The organism is Curtobacterium sp. BNK-1 (genome assembly GCF_048685235.1).
Classification (GTDB): domain Bacteria; phylum Pseudomonadota; class Gammaproteobacteria; order Enterobacterales; family Enterobacteriaceae; genus Pantoea; species Pantoea agglomerans.
Map to the genome: position 1 here is coordinate 871,314 of NZ_JBLQTJ010000001.1, position 18,078 is coordinate 889,391.

General features: G+C 56.8%; 16 protein-coding genes. 10 read left to right on the top strand and 6 right to left on the bottom strand.

Annotated features, from left to right (window positions below; genetic code table 11):
- Positions 1-14 precede the first annotated feature (14 nt).
- Positions 15-911, bottom strand: a complete 897-nt coding sequence (locus tag ACMGGP_RS04150) for a lipid kinase (protein WP_060679624.1) — start codon at positions 909-911, stop codon at positions 15-17.
- Between the two features lie 171 nt (positions 912-1,082).
- Here ACMGGP_RS04150 and ACMGGP_RS04155 point away from each other — a divergent pair, with 171 nt between their 5' ends.
- The 3 genes from ACMGGP_RS04155 (at position 1,083) to ACMGGP_RS04165 (ending at position 2,249) form a co-directional block, all read left to right on the top strand.
- Positions 1,083-1,355 (top strand): cupin domain-containing protein, encoded by a 273-nt coding sequence (locus tag ACMGGP_RS04155; protein WP_010259018.1) that lies wholly within the window; start codon positions 1,083-1,085, stop codon positions 1,353-1,355.
- A gap of 12 nt (positions 1,356-1,367) precedes the next feature.
- A complete protein-coding gene (locus ACMGGP_RS04160; RefSeq protein ID WP_033766668.1) occupies positions 1,368-1,793 on the top strand; it encodes a DUF4186 domain-containing protein in 426 nt (141 codons plus the stop codon).
- A 138-nt stretch (positions 1,794-1,931) separates the two neighbouring features.
- Complete coding sequence (locus tag ACMGGP_RS04165; RefSeq protein ID WP_010259015.1) at positions 1,932-2,249, top strand: KPN_00521 family repetitive protein; 318 nt, start codon at positions 1,932-1,934, stop codon at positions 2,247-2,249.
- A 343-nt stretch (positions 2,250-2,592) separates the two neighbouring features.
- On the opposite strand, the gene ACMGGP_RS04170 is transcribed toward ACMGGP_RS04165, so the two are convergent.
- Positions 2,593-3,816 carry an AI-2E family transporter gene (locus ACMGGP_RS04170; protein ID WP_010671259.1) on the bottom strand — a complete coding sequence of 408 codons (1,224 nt, stop codon included), beginning with the start codon at positions 3,814-3,816 and terminating at the stop codon, positions 2,593-2,595.
- A 352-nt stretch (positions 3,817-4,168) separates the two neighbouring features.
- Between ACMGGP_RS04170 and ACMGGP_RS04175 the strand changes: the two genes are divergently transcribed.
- Positions 4,169-4,498, top strand: a complete 330-nt coding sequence (locus tag ACMGGP_RS04175; RefSeq protein ID WP_045140688.1) for a hypothetical protein — start codon at positions 4,169-4,171, stop codon at positions 4,496-4,498.
- Between the two features lie 13 nt (positions 4,499-4,511).
- Here the strand turns inward: ACMGGP_RS04175 and ACMGGP_RS04180 are convergent, their stop codons facing one another.
- Positions 4,512-8,273, bottom strand: a complete 3,762-nt coding sequence (locus tag ACMGGP_RS04180) for an NAD(P)-binding protein (protein ID WP_498798198.1) — start codon at positions 8,271-8,273, stop codon at positions 4,512-4,514.
- A 600-nt stretch (positions 8,274-8,873) separates the two neighbouring features.
- On the opposite strand from ACMGGP_RS04180, the gene ACMGGP_RS04185 reads away from it, so the two are divergent.
- Both ACMGGP_RS04185 and ACMGGP_RS04190 read left to right on the top strand, forming a co-directional pair.
- A complete protein-coding gene (locus tag ACMGGP_RS04185; protein ID WP_052271545.1) occupies positions 8,874-9,566 on the top strand; it encodes a DUF421 domain-containing protein in 693 nt (230 codons plus the stop codon).
- A gap of 139 nt (positions 9,567-9,705) precedes the next feature.
- Entirely contained in the window at positions 9,706-9,912 is a 207-nt protein-coding gene (locus ACMGGP_RS04190; protein ID WP_122889111.1) for a hypothetical protein, read from the top strand.
- 65 nt (positions 9,913-9,977) lie between these two features.
- Here the strand turns inward: ACMGGP_RS04190 and ACMGGP_RS04195 are convergent, their stop codons facing one another.
- On the bottom strand, positions 9,978-11,171 hold the full coding sequence (locus tag ACMGGP_RS04195) for a zinc-dependent alcohol dehydrogenase (protein WP_010259005.1): 1,194 nt from the start codon (positions 11,169-11,171) through the stop codon (positions 9,978-9,980).
- A 149-nt stretch (positions 11,172-11,320) separates the two neighbouring features.
- Positions 11,321-11,911, bottom strand: coding sequence for a hypothetical protein (locus ACMGGP_RS04200; protein ID WP_033771112.1), 591 nt, complete (start codon positions 11,909-11,911; stop codon positions 11,321-11,323).
- Between the two features lie 364 nt (positions 11,912-12,275).
- Between ACMGGP_RS04200 and ACMGGP_RS04205 the strand changes: the two genes are divergently transcribed.
- From ACMGGP_RS04205 to ACMGGP_RS04220, 4 genes are all read left to right on the top strand, one after another.
- Complete coding sequence (locus ACMGGP_RS04205; protein WP_498798199.1) at positions 12,276-13,562, top strand: HAAAP family serine/threonine permease; 1,287 nt, start codon at positions 12,276-12,278, stop codon at positions 13,560-13,562.
- 241 nt (positions 13,563-13,803) lie between these two features.
- The gene (locus ACMGGP_RS04210) at positions 13,804-14,901 is read left to right on the top strand and encodes an ABC transporter substrate-binding protein (RefSeq protein ID WP_061704246.1); all 1,098 of its coding nucleotides are present in this window, start codon (positions 13,804-13,806) and stop codon (positions 14,899-14,901) included.
- Between the two features lie 278 nt (positions 14,902-15,179).
- Complete coding sequence (locus tag ACMGGP_RS04215; protein ID WP_010671265.1) at positions 15,180-15,644, top strand: RcnB family protein; 465 nt, start codon at positions 15,180-15,182, stop codon at positions 15,642-15,644.
- A gap of 99 nt (positions 15,645-15,743) precedes the next feature.
- A complete protein-coding gene (locus ACMGGP_RS04220) occupies positions 15,744-16,583 on the top strand; it encodes a Cof-type HAD-IIB family hydrolase (RefSeq protein WP_498798200.1) in 840 nt (279 codons plus the stop codon).
- Between the two features lie 165 nt (positions 16,584-16,748).
- Here ACMGGP_RS04220 and ACMGGP_RS04225 read toward each other — a convergent pair whose 3' ends face one another.
- Complete coding sequence (locus ACMGGP_RS04225; RefSeq protein ID WP_498798201.1) at positions 16,749-17,897, bottom strand: iron-containing alcohol dehydrogenase; 1,149 nt, start codon at positions 17,895-17,897, stop codon at positions 16,749-16,751.
- Positions 17,898-18,078: the final 181 nt, after the last annotated feature.

Below are 18,078 nucleotides of genomic sequence, written 5' to 3' on the forward strand. Positions count from 1 at the left end.
CGCCCACCGTCGGGCTATTTTGCTGCGCTGTCGCCCGGTGCATAAACCCGCAGTGCACTGGCTATCAGGCGAAAATGTGCGGGTGTCTGACCGATAATCTCACCATCTGCATTGATGTAATGGGGACGGCGCGTCTCAATCGTCAGCTCCGTGGCGCTGAATGCCCGCACGTTACGCCAGCGACCGTGAGTGCCGCGCCGCAGAAAGGGCAGCAGCGCAATGAGCTGCCAGCTATGCTGCAGCTCCAGACTGTAGACATCCAGTAACCCATCGTCCGGTGCGGCACGCTGTTCCACTGTCATGCCGCCCCCATAAAACCGTCCATTGCCCACCGACACCTGAACCGTTTTGATCGGCGTCCGATGGCCCTGATGCACCAGCGTAGCGCTGAAGGGACGGCTCTGCCGCAGCACCCGCAAAGCCGCCAGGGCATAACCGCCCACTCCCCAGCGTTTTTTCGATTGCGCCGTGAGGTTGCGCGCCAGTTCCACCGAAAAGCCGATGCTGGAGACGTTCAGAAACAGGTGCTGATTCACCTCACCCAGGTCCACTGCGCGCAGCTGCCCGTCAGCGATAATCTTTATCGCGGACTCCAGGCTGGCAGGAATGCCCAGCGTGCGGGCAAAATCGTTGGCGGTGCCCAGCGGTAAAATGCCCAGCGGCAGGCCGGTCTGCATCAGTCCTGGCGCGGCCGCATTAAGCGTGCCGTCGCCACCGCCGACGATCACCGCATCAACGCGATGGGCATACGCCGCGATTAATTCGCTGTAGCTGCGGGTATCATCTCCGGCCGGTTGCAGCAGGGTGAACCCGGCCTGAGCCAGCAGCGACTGTGCGCGGCTGGCCTCGGCGCGTCCTTTGCGCGAGCGCTGATTAATCAGCAGCAGGGCAGTTTTCTCCTGTTGAGACATACTTTTGCGTTATCCCGATGTCAAAATGGCTGTAACGAGACGGCAAGTACAGCACTGGCCTGACCGGTGAACAACCCTGCTTGCGCTACTTTACGTAACCTGTTGAGTGCCATAAGCGGCGATAAAGATCGTCTACACTGCTAAGGGTCAGATCCACACTGAGGAGTTGCGATGACAGAACACGAATTCAGAAAATTGTTAGCCGAACAGGGTTTTGACGAGCCTCTGTTGATTGAGCGTGCAGCCGCCGCCCAGCTTGATAATCATGTACATCCCTTTGAAGCACTGGCACTGATTCTGAGTGGTGACATCACCATCAGTACCGAACAAGGCGATACCACCTATCATCCCGGTGAGACATTTCATCTGCAGCCAAATGAACTCCATCGTGAGGCGTTCGGGTCGCAGGGCGTACGCTATCTGGCGGGACGTAAATATGAGTGACTGGCAATCAGCATGAAGGTTTCTGACGATCTTTTTACCCGGCTGTCACGCTCGCCGTTCCGCCAGCGCTTTCGTCTGGGACGCGCGGAATATGATTATGCGAGCAGCAAAGGCGAGCCGGTATTGCGCCAGCACGCCGCTGAGTTTGTGGCACAGCGGCTGGCGCCTGCGCAGCCTGAAAATGATGGCAAGCAGACGCCGATGCGCGGCCACCCGGTGTTTATCGCTCAGCACGCCACCGCAACCTGCTGTCGTGGCTGTCTGAGTAAGTGGCACAATATCGGACAGCACCAGCCGCTGAGCGCGGAGCAGCAGACCTATATAGTGACGGTGTTACTGCAGTGGATCACTCATCAGATGCAGCAGCCTGCACCGCCTGCTCGCGTTAGCCGAAGCCAGCCGAAACCGGACGACGATCCGCAACTCGCACTTTGGTAATGGACGAAAAAGCTACAACCGGCGGCTTTTTCTGGTGAAAACTGGCCCTTTTTCATTCCTGGTTTATTCTTAAATCTTTCCTGGGAACACTATGCCAGGATTAAAACCTACACGGCAACGATTCATACAGAGGGAATTATGAAGAAATCAATTATTGCACTGTCTGCTATTTTGCTGGCCTCGCCGGTATTTGCTGCTACCACCACAGACAACACCGTTGCGGAAGCGCATAAAGGCGCCGATACCGCCAAGGAAAAACTGCATCAGACCCAGAACGAAGGCAAAGAGCTGAAGCTGAAGTCTGAGCACGCCGCTGAAGGCAAAAGCGATACCACCGGCAGTAAAATCACCGAAGGTACGCAGAAAGGCTGGCACAAAACCAAAGAAGGCACTGAGAAAGGCTGGGATAAAACCAAGCAGGGTGCTGAAGATCTGAAAAACAAAGCGACTAATTAATTCGCGGCTGTTTTCAGGTTAAAAAAAAACCCACCGAGAGGTGGGTTTTTTTATGGGTGATAAAGCCGACTCGTAATGCCCCTGGCAGCAACGCATAAGCTCAACGCGCTGGGAACACGGTCAGAAGAGGAAAGCGTCCCGCGCCTGGGACAAAAACGCCGGGAGCGTTTTTGAACAACGCAAAGCGTTAGCCCGTTTACGGGCGCACCTCAGGGATGAGGTGCGTAATCGCGCGGGACGAGCATGCCATGGATGGCGGATTTTGCGCCTTTCCGATCTGACCGTGTTTCCTGAGCAGGTCTCGCTCTCACTGCGATACTAACCTGGGTTTGCCTGACGCGGATTAGGCTTTCTTTTCCGCTGTTTCTTTCTCTGAGGCGGCTAACGCCGCGACTTTCCTTTCCGTCTCTGCAGCCGCATCGGCGGAGGCCGCCGCCGCTTCAGCCGCAGCCTCTGCCGCGGTATCGGACTGTTTCTTACCTTCTTCGATAAACTCTTCGTCGATGGCTTCGATGTTTTCGCGGTTATCGCGTCCGGAGAGCAGGTTCCAGCAGGCGATAAACAAGGCGGCAATCACCGGACCGATAACAAAACCGTTGATGCCGTAAATCTCCATGCCGCCCAGCGTGGCGATCAGAATCAGATAGTCAGGCATTTTGGTGTCTTTGCCGACCAGCAGCGGACGCAGGATGTTATCCACCAGTCCGACGATCACTACGAAGAAGCCCACCAGGAACAGCCCTTTCCACAGTGCACCGGTGGCGAAGAAGAAGATCGCCGCAGGCACCCAGATAATGGCGGAACCGACTGCCGGAATAAGGGAGAGGAAGGCCATCAGCGCGCCCCACAGCAGGCTGCCGTCGATGCCGGTAAACCAGAATGCCAGCCCACCGAGAATACCCTGAACAATACCGACCACCACCGTGCCTTTCACCGTCGCGCGAGCCACGGCCGCAAACTTCACCATCAGGTGATGCTTCACGTAGGTTGAGAGCGGCAGCGCTTCCAGGATCAGATGCACCAGATAGGAGCCATCTTTCAGCAGGAAGAACAGCAGATAAAGCATCACGCCAAAGCCGACGGTGAAGCTGAACGTCCCTTTACCGATGATAAAGGCGCTGCCTGCCACATACTGACCGCCCTTAAGGGCAAACGAGGAGAGCTTCTGCTGAATCTGTTCGGCGTTATCCAGGTTATTTTCAGCCAGATAATGTTTTGCCCAGCGCGGCAGATGCTGCAACAGATCGGCGAAGACCGCCGGGAACTGCGCCGAGTTGGTCTGCAGTTTGTGATAGACCGCGTTGGTTTCGACCACCAGCGATGAGGCGATAATGGCCAGCGGCGTGAACACAATCAGGCAGATACAGAGCAGGGTAATCAACGCGGCCAGGCCATTGCGTTCGCCCATTCGGACCCGCAGATACGTTTTCAGCGGATGGAAAATCACCGCCAGAATCGCCGCCCATAAAATCGGCGAGAAATAGGGCGAAAGCACCTCGAAAAAACCGAGGGTGGCGATAGCCAGAATCAAAATGAAAAACCCGATGTTCAATCCTTTAAAACGCATGGAAAAACCTCATCTCGAACAACTCTGATAAACCCGACGCGCGAATTTTCTGTGTCTGGCTTTGCTTATGCGGCGGCCTCGATCACTGATTATCGGTCAGGCTTTGCTTTTTAAACGCTGCTGATGACAGCATCATGCTGGCTAACTCTTTGAAAGGTCTGGCAGAAGTGATGAACGGGCAATGTGCGTTCGCTGCGTGACTTCCTATAGGTAACACGCTGCAACTGACAGCAGCGCGCTGAATCCTACATTAGCGTAGCGGTTTCGACCATTATTGGTAGGTCAGAGACTCATGATCCCGGGGGATGCTGCCGATAACAGTATTAACTGGATAAAAAACAGGCAATGAAAAATGAGTAAACAGAGCGTCTTAATCGTGCTGCTGACGCTGGTATTAACCGGCTGCGCCACCAAGCAGTATCCGCAGGCATCCGCGGTCACCCCGGAAGAGACGGCGATGCTGAATTGCAGCGCGCTGGATCAGGAGCTGGTGAAAGCGCACAGCGTGCAGAGTGATATTGAGCAGACCGGCCAGTTCGATGCACTGACCGTGCTGGGCTTTGTCGGGGATTTCGGGCTGGGCAATGGCATTGCGAAATACAATGCCAGCCAGAAGGCGGAGCGGCGACTGACGCAGTTACAGTCGCTGAAAGCCGCGAAGTGCAGCCAGCGGCTTTCGTAGCGACTGCGCCGGGTCAGCCGAGCGTCCGTTCGCTGACATGCTGCAGCCGGACATTTTCGGCGGCGCGTTTACCGGCAAGGAAGGCGTGATCCGAGTTGTAATATTCCCACTCGCTGTAGCGGCCTGACAGATGAATGTCCTGGGTCAGCAGCCACTGGCGGATCAGCGCCACGTTAGCGCTGCGCGCATGGTCATAGACCACGTAGGCGTAGGGCATATCGACCTCTGAGGCACAGAGCAGCGGATCGTCCGCGGTGATCATGCCAACTCTGATGCAATCCTGACGGCAGCGCTCAATCAGCGCATCCCCCGCCAGCGGCAGCGGATTGGCCGCGTTATAGGTAATTTCGCAGGTTAAGCCGAAACCGCCCGGCGGGTTGCAGTGCGGACTCGCATTGCCCTGCACAAAGATGCGGTGAAACAGCGTATCACCAGGATAGTAAATCCAGTGCTTTTCGGTCAGGTCAGCGCGGCCAATCCCCAGATTAACGCAGCGCACCGAGACAAACTGCAACTGCTGCGCCGCCCGTTGCACACTATCCGGCACTTCATCGCCCATCAGTTTAATCAGCTCCGGCAGCGGCATGGTGCCGATCAATTGTTCATAACGGTAGTGGCGGCCATCCGCCAGCAGCGCGACGTGCGCCTGCGGGTAGAGGCGGGTCAGGGTGGCGTCCGTTTCCAGCGTACATTTCAGGTGCGGCAAAAAGCCGGACATCAGCGCCTGGAAGCCACCGCGCAGCGGATAGCCGAAACGGGCGTTGGGGCCAACCGGTTTCGCCAGCGGTTGCAGCGCGCCATCAATGATCTGCGCCAGATCGGGCAGCGGTACGCGTCCGCCCAGCCATGAAGTTTCCATATCGGTCAGCGGCACCTTCCACAGTTTCTGGTTGTAGGGCAGGGCAAAGTGACGCGCGATGCCTTTGCCCCAGGTGCGCATAATGAAGTGCTGGAAATCCTCTTCGCCTTCCACCACGCCTGTGCTGCTGCCCTCATCGGGGATCGCGCCATCTGCGCAGCAGTCCCGCCGTGCCCGCGCCCGATCCAGTGGCACCGCGGCGGCGGCCGTTTCGCCATAACGCGCCTCGATAGCGCCCAGCACGCACTCTTTTACCACCTCGACCGGCAAGCCGTGCAGCGCGGACTGGAAGGGATAGCGGGTATAAACGCCGTCGCTGTAGACCCAGGCTTCACGCGCCTGCCAGTGCAGGTTGTCGCCCAGCAACATCTCATACAGCTGCAAGACGTACGGGTCCTGCGAGAACATAATGTGACCGGCATAGTCGAAGGTAAAACCCTGATCGTCAATCGAGCGGCACCAGCCGCCAGGCGTGGCATTTTTCTCCAGCAACACTGCGCCTTCGCCATAGTGATAACCGGCGCTCAGCCCGGTTGGCCCGGCTCCGATAATCAGGCAGGGAACGGCTTCACTCTCCAGCATCAATGAGGTTAACGGCGTGATATTCGCCTGTGCGCTGCCCTGGCTGACCGAACTTAGTGCGGGCTGACGCTGCGTCAGCGCCTGCTGGATCAGTCCATGAATCTGTTCAGCGGTGCGATCCCATGAGGTGGCATCGACCTTTGCCTGCATCCGTCCCGCCAGCGCCAGCCGTTCTGCGGCACCAATCGCCATTGCCTGTTCACAGGCGGCAATAAATTCCGCGTGATTCTCTGCCACCGCCACTTCCTCTGCGTAATGCCGCGCTACGTCAATAATCGCGGTACTGACAATCGGCAGCTGCGCCGCCATATACTCCAGCACCTTGGTCGGTGAGATGTAGCGCGTCGAGGCATTGATGGCAAACGGCATCAGACAGACATCCCAGCCCGCCAGAAACTGTGGCAGCGCCTGATAGGGCTGCTGTCCGAGCCAGTGAATATTGTCGCGCTGCGGCAGGCTGGCCGGATCAATTTTTACCACCGGCCCGACCATAATGATCTGCCACTCGGGGTGGCTGTCCGCTAGCGCCGCAATCAGCGGCAGGTCTATGCGCTCATCCAGCACGCCGTAATAGCCAAGACGCTGTGCCGGAATCGCATCCTGCATCGGATGACGATTGCTGCGATCGCGCGCCTGCTCAAAGTGGATAGCATCAACGCTGCTGGGAAAGCAGTAAACCTGAGGATGTTTGTCACGCTTCGCTTCATAGAGGCTGGTGCCGCCGGTAAAGACCAGATCGGCACGGGTCATCAGCGCGGATTCGCGCTGCTGCAGCTGGCGCGGGGCATTCTGAAAAGCGGAAAGCTCATCCATGCAGTCGTAAATCACCAGTGAGGGATCAAAAGGTGTCAGCAACGGCAGCGCCATCGGCGTATAGAACCAGATCAGCGGCTGTTCATCTTCCTCCAGCAGCGGCGTCAGCAACAGCATCAGCGGGGCGATCTGGCTGTCGTGGAAACCAGGCGCGTCGCTGTCGGTATGCGGCTGGATCACCGTGATGTTAGCGGCAGGCGAGCTCTGATGCAGGCCCTGTGGCCCCGCCTGCCAGACCGGCTCTTCGACAAACAGCACGCGATAGTGCTGTGCCAGTCGTGTCAGTAGCTGCTGCGGACGCTGAAAAACAAATCCCCAGCGTAAATGGCTGAAAACAATGAGAACAGGTGGTTTCATAGGGTGCTCCTGACAGGGGTATTTTGAGGAGTGGATGTGCTGCAAAAAGCGCTGCGCCTGACGTAATGCGTCGGCATAAGGCTGCTGTAGCTGGCGGGCATAGGGATCGGCCCCCAGCAGATCGAGATCCCACAAACCGCTGCGGGTCCAGAAAGTCGTCTCCTCCCATAAGGGACGATCCAGGATCGGATAGAGGCAGATGCCGTGCAGCTCAACGCCTGCCAGTTGCGCCTGCGCAACCTGCGCGGCGATCTCAAGGATCCAGCTTCCGCGTCCGCTGCCGACGTGGCTGGTTTCCGCCAGCAGCAGTGGCCGCCGATAACGCTGCCAGACCTGCTGCAGCATCCGATGCAGCGGCAGGCGTCGGCTGTCGCCCAGATGCCAGTAAAGCCGCCGGTTTGATCCCTGCTCCCACTGATTGTCGTGGTAGTAATTCACGCCAATCAGATCGAGATAGCGTGGGGCGCCGCCCAGTTCCGGGTTAAGCCTGCCGCTCAGCATGTCCCATGCCTGATACTGGGTGTCACACATCTCACGTGCCAGCACGTCGCTGGCCGGATCGGCGGGATCGGGCACGATATGGATCAGTGGATCACAGTGCAGCAGACGGGCTCGCGGATCGGCCAGCCAGATGGCATCACAGGCTGCCAGCGTAGCGCGCACCAGCTGCTGCTTGGCGGCATCCGCCCGATCCGCCTCAGCGATCGCCTCACAGGTGAACAGCCCTACCGAGATACCCCAGCTGACAAAGGAGATCTCATTCATCGGAGAGTAGACCGGCGCCTGCTGATACCAGGGGGCCAGGAAGCGGGCCAGTGCGCCACAGAAGGCGGCGAAACGGCTGACAAAGTCATGGTCAAACAGGCTGACGCCAGCGGGCCAGCCGTAGTGGCAGATTGTCCAGCTCAGCTGAATGCCCTGCTGCTCTGCGGCCTGCATCCGGGCCGCGACCGTCGAGAAGTCATAGCGGCCATCGTGCTCACATAACCGCCAGCCGACGCTTTCGCGCACTGTGCGAATGGAAAAGGGGGCCAGCGCGGCATAATCTTCTGCTGCACGCGCCTGATGCTGGTTAAGATCGTTCATCGACAGCGCAAGGCCGGCAGGATTGATATGATCGGCACCTTCGTAGCCGGCCTGCCAGAAACTGGAAAAGGGCGTCATGGCATCTCCCGAAAAAAAGCAACACGCTTCCCGCTGACGAGCCGTCGTGAAACGGGTCAGGGTGTCAGGGTTTGCATTGCAGACTGATCGATCTGACCACTCTGAACGGACGGGCGATCCATGCCATAAGCCACAGACACTGAGTTGCAGGCATCAGGGCCTGTCGCGGTGTGGACGAGTGAGATAGCAGGTATAGGCCAGTGACGCTATCGGCAGAAAAAGGCTGGCTTCTCTGGATGTTGAAAGGATTTGCGGAAGCCTTACTGGAAAGTATAGGCAGTAAGGTTTGGTTCGCAATTTATTGAAGTAAAAGAAAAAAGCGCAGCGGTAAAAATTATAAAGCCAGAAACAGGAAGTTTTAACATGCGGTTTTGCGAACGGTCCGATAAGCGCAGCGTGAATAGTGTCAGCGCCATTTTCAGCTTTGTTAACCTTTTCCTCAACATGCAGAGAGGTCAGACTCGCCCACTTTCGCGTTACAGCTTCGCTTGCCTTTTGGCGGGCTGGCGACAAGATTTACTTATCACTGGCCTGAATCTGCGGGTTATCAACGGGTGATGCGACGATGCGCGCCCCCTAAAACAGGATGTTTTACAGACTATGTTCTCATTCGACTGGCACCGTTTCTTACTTAACGATCAACCGGCCACCTTTTTGTTTGAGGTGGTGGTACGGGTCATGATCGCTTATCTGGTGGTGTTCACCTTTCTGAAAGTCTCAGGACGACGCGGCGTGCGCCAGCTGTCGCTGTTCGAGCTGGTGGTGATCCTGACGCTGGGTTCCGCGTCCGGTGATGTGACATTTTACGATGATGTGCCGGTGCTGCCGGTCATTATGGTGTTTGTAGTCCTGCTGGCGCTCTACCGCTTCACGACCTGGCTGACGGCGCACAGCCCGCGCTTTTCACGGCTTATTCAGGGCGACGTGATTACCCTGATTAAAGAGGGATTGTATGTGCTGGAGAGTCTGGATCGTCTGAATATTTCTGAAGATGAGTTTTATATGGAGTTACGGCAGAGTGGTGTGGAGCATCTGGGGCAGATCCGGCTGGCGCTGGTGGAGGTCGATGGTCAGCTCAGCCTCTATTTCTACGATGACGATGAGATGCGCGCCGGGTTAAGCGTACTGCCTCCTGAGCACCGGCAGGATTACAGCACTGTGCCGGTCAGCGCGCTCTATGCCTGCACCCATTGCGGCCAGACGCAGATCGTTGAGGCTGAGCAGCAGGCTGTCTGCCCGCGCTGTCAGCGACAGCGCTGGTCCGCGGCACTGACCGTGCGTCGGTTGCATTAACGAGATCAGCAAATCGGGCTAAACAGCAGTTAAACCGGTTGTGCCTTGTCTCCGCCTACCACATAACTTTGCCTGTTACTGACAGAAAATGAAAACCCTTCGGGCAGCATAGCGGCACCGTTACCAAAGAGGTGTGCGTATGAAAGTGAGGCTGGCCAGTGCATTACTGTTTTTGCTGTTATCGTTTGGCGCGTTTTCACAACAGGTTATCAGCGAAAGTCATCCCCATTCACGCAGTGCGCGATGGCTGGAGCAGAGCAGTCAGGTTGATACGGCGGATTCGCCGGATGAACATCTGCTGGAGAGGCGGGAGTGGCGAAGCAGCCTGCAACGCAAGCCGTTCTGAGATGAGATCCCCGGCGGAAAACAGCCGGGGAGCCAGGGGTTAAGCGTTTCAGACCCGTTGTGAAATTATATTGTGGCCTGTGTCGCTGCCATGCCAGGCACCAGAATCACCTTGCGGCACTCCTCTTCGCGTTTGGCGAAAATATCGTAGCCACGCGCAGCATCTTCCAGCGGCAGATGGTGGGTCACAATCTCTTCTGGCGTCAGATGACCCTGTTCGATCAGCTTCAGCAGGTCGGGCAGATAAGCGTGTACGTGGGTCTGTCCCATCTTAAAGGTAAGCCCTTTATCAAAGGCGTCACCAAACAGGAAGCCGTGAATGAATCCGGCATAGACGCCCGGCACGCTGACGATACCGCCACGCCTTACTGCGGCAATACACTGACGCAACGCTTTACCGCTGCTGCCTTCCAGTTTGAGATTGGTGAGCACGGTTTCGGTCATGCTGCCTTTTGCCTCGAATCCTACTGCATCAATTACCGCATCCACACCGCGATTGCCGGTGCTGTGTTCGATAATCCAGCCGGCCGGGTCATCGATCTCATCGAAGTTAATCGGGATAACACCGTAGCGCTCGCGGGCAAAGTTTAAGCGGTAATTGTTGTGGTCGATCATGTAGATCTGTTCGGCACCCTGCTGTCGGGCGCAGGCGGCACTGAGCAGGCCAACCGGTCCGGCACCGAAAATCGCCAGGCTGGAGCCGGGTTTCACCTCGGCGTTTTTCACCGCCTGCCACGCGGTGGGCAGAATGTCTGACAGGAACAGCACTTTCTCATCCGACAGTACCGACGGCACTTTAAACGGGCCGGTATTGGCTTTTGGCACCCGGACATATTCCGCCTGTCCACCAGGCACACCGCCATAGAGTTTGCTGAAACCAAACAGGGCTGCGGGCGGCGTGATGTTTTTCCGGTTCAGGATGGCACCCCGTCCGCTGTTGGTATTTTCACAGGCAGCATACTGGCTCATCAGGCAGAAAAAACAGTCGCCACAGGCGATAACAAACGGGATCACCACCCGATCGCCTTTGGCCACGGCGGTCACTGCGCTGCCTGCTTCAACCACTTCGCCCATAAACTCATGACCAAAGATATCTCCGTGCCCGGTACCGGGGATTTTGCCGCGGTAAAGGTGCAGGTCTGAACCGCAAATAGCGGTGGCGGTCACACGCAGAATAATGTCATCTGCGGCTTCCAGACCGGGATCGGGAACGTTATCGACGCTGACTTTATGGGGGCCGTGATAAGTTAATGCTTTCATCTGTTCATCTCCTGATGATTAGGGACGGCGGCCAGGCCAGAAGGCGTGGCCACGCACGGGAAAGACTCAGGAAACCTGAAATCGAAACCTGCCTGAAGTGTAGTAATCCTTTAAGGAGTAAGCAGAGCGGTGCAGCAGGCTGGTCAGTTTCAGCCGGGCTGACAGGGCGGCTGAACCTGCGTTGTGGCGACCGTTACGGCTCGGGTGTCGGGTTGCCAGAGAGCGAGGTCGGCAAAAGCACGACGATAAACCGTGTCGATTTGTGCCGGAACCTGTTCGATGTAGTGCCAGGCATGCTCACGCGTTTCACCGGTGAGCTGCTGCAGATAGTGCCGCGCGTCGTCCAGCGTCGGGATCTGGCCTTCAACACCCGCCATGCGGGCAGGCAGACCGGTCCAGATCAGACCTTCTATGCCTTTGGTCTTAGCCCACTCTGCCAGTGGACCTGCGGAGGTCGCTGTCACCGTCATCATTCCGATGCCATCGATGCGGCTGTCCGGAATGGCCTCACGGAGGCGCAACGCGCGGCAGGCGCTCTCAAGTGAGGCGGTATTCAGCCAGGCCCAGTATACCGGCACCGGGCTGGCGTTAAGGCAGATCGCGGTCGACAGCTCGCCGCCGTCAGCGATGCGCACAAACTCAATCGGTAGCTCAGGACCATCATGATGCCACTGACTGGCCACCGGCAATGCGCCAGCTTTCCAGATTAACGATCCCCATCCGAGGCAGGCAATTTTCATTCTCTTCTCCTGTGCACCTGTCGGCGTGATCGCGACAGAATCTGTTTAAGCGTAGCCCGTTGCGCTGATCCGTTACAGGGATCACCTTTTTAGGGGCGGTAAAACCGCCACAAAGATGGCATGATCGCCGCGCAGTCACTTTGCACAACCTGACGATTTTTTCAGCAATCCATGCATGTTTATCTGCACGGCTTGAACTTTTATCGTCAGGTAGTGTAAAAAGTGGCGCACGCAATCGATTACCTATGCACGGGCGGGTCAGCATCACGTTGACTGATCCGGTTGCAGCTGAGGCGCAGAGTGGGGCGGACATTTGCCTGCCTGACGGCTCAGGTTACTGGCGGCTTTTAAAACGGAAGATCTGATGAAAACCACGCAAACTGGCACGCTGGGCGCGCTTGAGAGTGACGTCGATACGGGATGGCGTAAAACCGACACCATGTGGATGCTGGGTTTATACGGCACGGCGATTGGGGCGGGTGTGCTGTTCCTGCCTATCAATGCTGGCGTCGGCGGGCTGATCCCGCTGATCATCATGGCGATACTGGCGTTTCCGCTGACCTTTTTTGCGCACCGCGCCCTGACCCGATTCGTTCTCTCCGGTAAAAATCCGGCCGGGGATATCACCGAGGTGGTCGAGGAGCATTTTGGCGTTGGTGCGGGCAAGCTGATTACGCTGCTCTATTTCTTCGCTATCTACCCGATTCTGCTGATGTACAGCGTAGCGATCACCAACACGGTTGAGAGCCTGATGGTGAATCAGCTCGGCCTGGTGCCGCCACCGCGTGTGCTGCTGTCGCTGCTGCTGATTGTCGGACTGATGACCATTGTGCGTTTCGGCGAGAAGATGATTGTCAAAGCGATGAGCGTGCTGGTTTATCCCTTTGTGGCGGTGCTGATGCTGATGGCCTGCTATCTGATCCCGCACTGGCAAGGCGCTGTGCTTTCGACCCTGAACGTTCAGCCCGCGGGCAGCAGCCTGTGGATGACGCTGTGGCTGGCGATTCCGGTGATGGTCTTCTCGTTTAATCACTCGCCGATCATCTCCTCATTCGCGCTGGCAAAGCGGGAAGAGTATGGCGATGCCGCAGAGAAAAAGTGTTCGCGCATTCTGGCCTGCTCGCACCTGATGATGGTGGTGACGGTGATGTTCTTTGTCTTCAGCTGCGTGCTGAGCCTGTCGCCTGAAGATTTACACGCCGCCAAGGCGCAGAACATCACCATTCTTTCCTATCTGGCGAACCATTTTAAGGTGCCGATGATCGCCTGGCTGGGACCGCTGATTGCCATTGTGGCGATCACGAAATCGTTTCTCGGCCACTATCTTGGTGCGCGCGAAGGATTTAACGGCATGGTTAATAAGGCGCTGCGCAGTCGCGGCAAAACCATCGCGCCCGCCAGACTGAATCGCCTGACCGGACTCTTTATGCTGCTGACGACCTGGCTGGTGGCGACGCTGGACCCCAATATTCTCGGCATGATTGAGACGCTTGGCGGGCCGGTCATTGCGATGATTCTGTTCCTGATGCCGATGTACGCTATCCAGAAAGTACCCGCGATGCGGAAGTACAGCGGTCACATCAGCAATCTGTTTGTCGTGCTGATCGGACTGATTGCCATCTCCGCAATCTTCTATTCGCTGGTGAAGTAACATTTAGCGCAACAGGCGCATCTCAATCCCCCTGGGATGCGCCTGCCATTCTGCCCGCCCTTCGCCATTCTCTCCGTGCACCTCCACGCATTCAGCGATATCGCTCCCTGATTTAAGCCCGCTGCCGCGCTGTTAATGCCGCCTCTCAGACGCATCTGGTTAGCAATAGTTACATTTGGTACTTATCAGCATGGTAGAGTTAACGCGAATAATTATTATTCCCTAAAAGGACAGGAGAAAAATGAAAATCGGGATAGTTGCTGCCACCACACTTTTACTGTCAACCGCCTGTGCGGCTACCACCTATCCGGTCACGGTGACCGATATGGATGGTCAGAAAATTACGCTGCAAAAAGAGCCGCAGCATGTGATTTTACAGGATGGGCGTGACGTGATGGCGCTGGCATTACTGGATCGCCAGAACCCGTTTCAGCGTGTCGTTGCCTGGAACAACCTGCCGAAAAAGCAGGATACCCAGACCTGGGACCTGCTGAAGCAGCGCTGGCCGCAGGCGGCATCGATTGTTGATATGGGCTTTAACGATCAGGGGCAGGTCAATCTGGAGAGCGTGCTGGCGAAGCAGCCCGATCTGATGATTGCGCAGCTGCGCGCCAAACCGGCCCTGACGCAGTCAGGCGTGCTCGCCACCCTGAAAAATCTCCATATCCCGGTGCTGTTCCTTGATGTTGAACTTCATCCGAAAGAGAACACCCTGAAGAGCGTGAAAGTGCTGGGCACCGTTCTGAATCGCGAAGCCGAGGCGAAAGCCTACGCCGATTTTTACCAGCAGCGCTGGCAGATGCTTCAGCAGAAGATTGCGCAGGTGTCCCACAAGCCAACCGTGTTTATTGAACCGATTGCCGGTAACAGCGACAACTGCTGCTTTACCCACGGTCATAACGGCTGGGGCGCGCTGGTGGAAGCGGTCGGTGGCAAGAATATCGGTTCTGCACTGCTGCCCGGCAGCTCAGGATTTGTGTCACTGGAGAAGATTATCGCCATGAAGCCGGACGTCTATATCATGACCGGCTCTAAACGCCCGAACAGTAACGTGCTGCCGTTTGGTTACGGTGCCAGTCAGACCGACGTGACCGCCACTTTTAACCGCCTGCAGAGCCGCACCGGTCTGGAGCAGATCGAACCGGTGAAACAGAAACGGGTGTATGGCGTTTATCACCATTTTTATAATCACCCTTACAACATTATCGGCATGGAAATTCTGGCAAAAGATCTCTATCCGGAAGTGTTCCGCGATCTGGACCCGACGGCTGATTACCACCACATCGTGACGCACTTTACCGGGTTACCGGATGCGCCAGTGATCCTCAGCACGCCATAACCGCAAAAATGTCAGGGTGCGTTTCAGCATCCTGACTTTTTATCGGCCATCATCCGTCAACCAGAGCGTGATTTTCAGACAGCGCAGGTTGCCCGGTTAACCTCTGGATTACGTCAGCAACGTTGTCATCGCATGTCCTGTGTTAAGAAAGCGCTAAGCAAGCGTAATAGTGTGTAAGTTACCGGATTTTAAGACTTTTACAGATGTCTCCCGCCACAATTATTGCCATGATGCCGATCAACGGTGCCTGAACAGCCGTTATTTTCGGAGGCAGTATCATGAAAAAAACAACATTAACGCTTATCGCTTCACTTTTGACATGCAGCACACTCTTTTCTCAGGCCTCACGGGCAGACGATCGTGATGACGCGCACCGCAAGCCTGTGCCGCATCAGAACGGTGACCATCGTGCTGACAATCGCGGTTCTGACCAGAATCAGGAGCGTGGCAACAACCGTCATGACAGCGTCAATCATCGCCCGGATCAGGACAACAACGGTCGGGGCAGAGAGGCACGTAATGATCGCGACCATTTCGCCTGGCAGGGGCACGACTTCCGTCGCGGGCATCCTGTCCCGCAGGCGTACCGCGGCGACCATTACCGCGTAGCCGACTGGCATGAGCGCGGTCTGCGTGAACCGCCACGCGGTTATCACTGGGCAAACATCGACGGCAACTATGTGCTGATTGCTGCCGCAACCGGGGTAATTACTGCGCTGGTGCTGAACAGCGCCCTGAACTGATCCCCAGGGGATGGCTGCGGCCATCCCTCTTTCTTTCCGTTTTGCTGCGCCAGCGGCTATCCTGACACTCCACGCTGAAAATTCCCTGTGTAAGGAGTCATGATGACGACGGTTAAGATGGTTGCGGTAGATATGGATGGCACCTTTTTGGACGATAACAAGCAGTACAATCGATCCCGCTTTCTCGACTGCTATCAGCAACTCACCGCCCGTGACATCAAATTTGTGGTGGCCAGCGGCAATCAGTATTACCAGCTCAAATCATTCTTCCCGGAGATCGCCAGCGATATCGCCTTTGTAGCCGAAAACGGCGCATGGATTATCGATCGTGATGAGGAACTGTTTTGCGGTGCCTTTGAACGCCGCGATGTTGACGCGGTAATCGATACCCTGCAAAACGGCGACTATCCGGGTCTGCGTTACCTGCTGTGTGGCCGGGAGAGCGCATGGTACTTCGACGGCATGGAAGAGAACTGGCTGAAGAAGATGCGCCATTACTGTCACCGGCTGAAGCCGATTCATCATCTGGATGAGGTGCAGCATGACCGGCTGTTTAAGTTCGCGCTGAATCTCTCTGATGACTATATCGAGCCACTGATGGCGGATATTGAACGTCTGCATCAGGGGCGTGTGGCAGCGACCTCAAGCGGTCACGGCTCGGTGGATTTGATCGTGCCGGGGAATCATAAAGCGCACGGTCTGGATCTGCTGGCACAACGCTGGGGGATCTCGCACGACCAGGTGCTGGCCTTTGGTGATGGCGGTAACGATCTGGAGATGCTCAGACAGTCTGGCTTCAGTTTTGCCATGGACAACGCGCCACAGCGGGTGAAACAGGCGGCACGCTATGCCGCGCCTTCTAACAACGAGCAGGGCGTGCTGCAGGTGATTGAGCAGATGCTGGCAGGTGAGGGGCCTTTTAGCGCCATGCAGGCTTAGCCGTCTGGCGCTGCGATTAAGCCAGGGCGGTTAGCGCCGTGATTCAGCCAGCCGCCTGGCTCAGAGAGCGGGTGCAACAGGATAGCGCTGAGGAGCAGCAAAGCCGGGCGAGGCTGGCAGGCCCGGTTGTGTCTGGTCAGCGAATGCGGGCAACGCGGCTCCTGATCACGCCGTGATTTCCCAGGCCTGCGCGATCATCATCTGCATCTGTTCGCGGCTGTAATTCACCAGCGAATTTTTGCTGTTGGCACGCGCCAGAATCCACTCCACCTCGGCGCGGCTCAGTGAAGGGCCATCCTGCCAGAATGGGGTGATCGCCTGCTGCTGCAGCCACTGTTTCAGAAACTGCGCCGGTGAGTCCGTAGTTTCGCTGAACAGCTGCGGGTGCAGTTCCGCCATCAGCTTACGCTGTAGTGGCTGTTCGCTGTCGGACAACAGATCCAGGAACGGAAACAGCAGACGTCCGCACACTTCACCGTGATGGAACGGCTTTATCGCGCCCAGTTCCCCCGCAATACCGTGGATCACCCCCAGACCCGCACTGCTGAGACTGACACCGCCCAGCCACGACGCCATCATCATCGCTTCCCGTGCCGCGTCGCCAGCAGCATCCTCACGATTAAGGTCAGGCCAGGCCTGAACAAACTGACGCAGGCCGGTCAGCGCCAGCTGTCGGGTAAAGAGGCTGCCTTTGCCGGAGAGATACGCTTCAAACAGGTGGGTAAACGCATCAATACCGCAGGTCGCCAGCACCCGGTCCGGCGCACCTTTCAGCAGATCGGCATCGAGAATCGCCACCTCCGGCACAAAGACCGGGTGGCGCAGTGACGCTTTTATCTGAATGTCACGCTGATCAGTCACCACCGCATTTTGCGTCACTTCACTGCCGGTACCGGCGGTGGTCGGGATAGCAATCAGCGGCAACGTGATGGGCTGAACCGCGGTGTCACCCACCTTTTCCAGATAGCGGGCGGTTGGCAACGGGTGTTGTACCATCGCGCTAAATGCTTTCGCCGCATCCAGTACGCTCCCGCCGCCAATCGCGACGACCCGATCGACATGACCGCGCCAGCGCGCAACCCAGCCATCAATCTCGGCGGGTGAGGCTTCATGACTGACAATTTCATAGCCAATAATATGATCGTTGAGTCCGGCTTTTAGCCGGGCATATGCGGGGCCTTGCAGAAAAGATTGTCCACAAAACAGCAGAGTAGGCTGTGACCGGGCGGCCAGCAGCGGCACCAGTTTATCCAGGCTGCCCCGGCCAAAGAGGGTTCGTTGATTACTGTACAGCTCACTCAGGTTCTCACTCACCAGCGCATCCTTTTTACATTTCGCTAAAATCTGAGTGTAACGAAAAGCAAGGCGCCGGGACTGGCAAACTTTCTGATAACGCATTGGCAAAAAGTTGATCACCTTCGCAAAACAGAAATTCACCCCCGGCGGGGTGGTGCTTTCCTGCTGATGTTACCCTTAACATGTTATCGGTAACAGC

Excerpts from the sequence above, each read along its gene's own strand:
- ACMGGP_RS04150 (WP_060679624.1), bottom strand. The coding sequence starts at position 911 with ATGTCTCAACAGGAGAAAACTGCCCTGCTGCTGATTAATCAGCGCTCG.
- ACMGGP_RS04155 (WP_010259018.1), top strand. The coding sequence starts at position 1,083 with ATGACAGAACACGAATTCAGAAAATTGTTAGCCGAACAGGGTTTTGAC.
- ACMGGP_RS04160 (WP_033766668.1), top strand. The coding sequence starts at position 1,368 with ATGAAGGTTTCTGACGATCTTTTTACCCGGCTGTCACGCTCGCCGTTC.
- ACMGGP_RS04165 (WP_010259015.1), top strand. The coding sequence starts at position 1,932 with ATGAAGAAATCAATTATTGCACTGTCTGCTATTTTGCTGGCCTCGCCG.
- ACMGGP_RS04170 (WP_010671259.1), bottom strand. The coding sequence starts at position 3,816 with ATGCGTTTTAAAGGATTGAACATCGGGTTTTTCATTTTGATTCTGGCT.
- ACMGGP_RS04175 (WP_045140688.1), top strand. The coding sequence starts at position 4,169 with ATGAGTAAACAGAGCGTCTTAATCGTGCTGCTGACGCTGGTATTAACC.
- ACMGGP_RS04180 (WP_498798198.1), bottom strand. The coding sequence starts at position 8,273 with ATGACGCCCTTTTCCAGTTTCTGGCAGGCCGGCTACGAAGGTGCCGAT.
- ACMGGP_RS04185 (WP_052271545.1), top strand. The coding sequence starts at position 8,874 with ATGTTCTCATTCGACTGGCACCGTTTCTTACTTAACGATCAACCGGCC.
- ACMGGP_RS04190 (WP_122889111.1), top strand. The coding sequence starts at position 9,706 with ATGAAAGTGAGGCTGGCCAGTGCATTACTGTTTTTGCTGTTATCGTTT.
- ACMGGP_RS04195 (WP_010259005.1), bottom strand. The coding sequence starts at position 11,171 with ATGAAAGCATTAACTTATCACGGCCCCCATAAAGTCAGCGTCGATAAC.
- ACMGGP_RS04200 (WP_033771112.1), bottom strand. The coding sequence starts at position 11,911 with ATGAAAATTGCCTGCCTCGGATGGGGATCGTTAATCTGGAAAGCTGGC.
- ACMGGP_RS04205 (WP_498798199.1), top strand. The coding sequence starts at position 12,276 with ATGAAAACCACGCAAACTGGCACGCTGGGCGCGCTTGAGAGTGACGTC.
- ACMGGP_RS04210 (WP_061704246.1), top strand. The coding sequence starts at position 13,804 with ATGAAAATCGGGATAGTTGCTGCCACCACACTTTTACTGTCAACCGCC.
- ACMGGP_RS04215 (WP_010671265.1), top strand. The coding sequence starts at position 15,180 with ATGAAAAAAACAACATTAACGCTTATCGCTTCACTTTTGACATGCAGC.
- ACMGGP_RS04220 (WP_498798200.1), top strand. The coding sequence starts at position 15,744 with ATGATGACGACGGTTAAGATGGTTGCGGTAGATATGGATGGCACCTTT.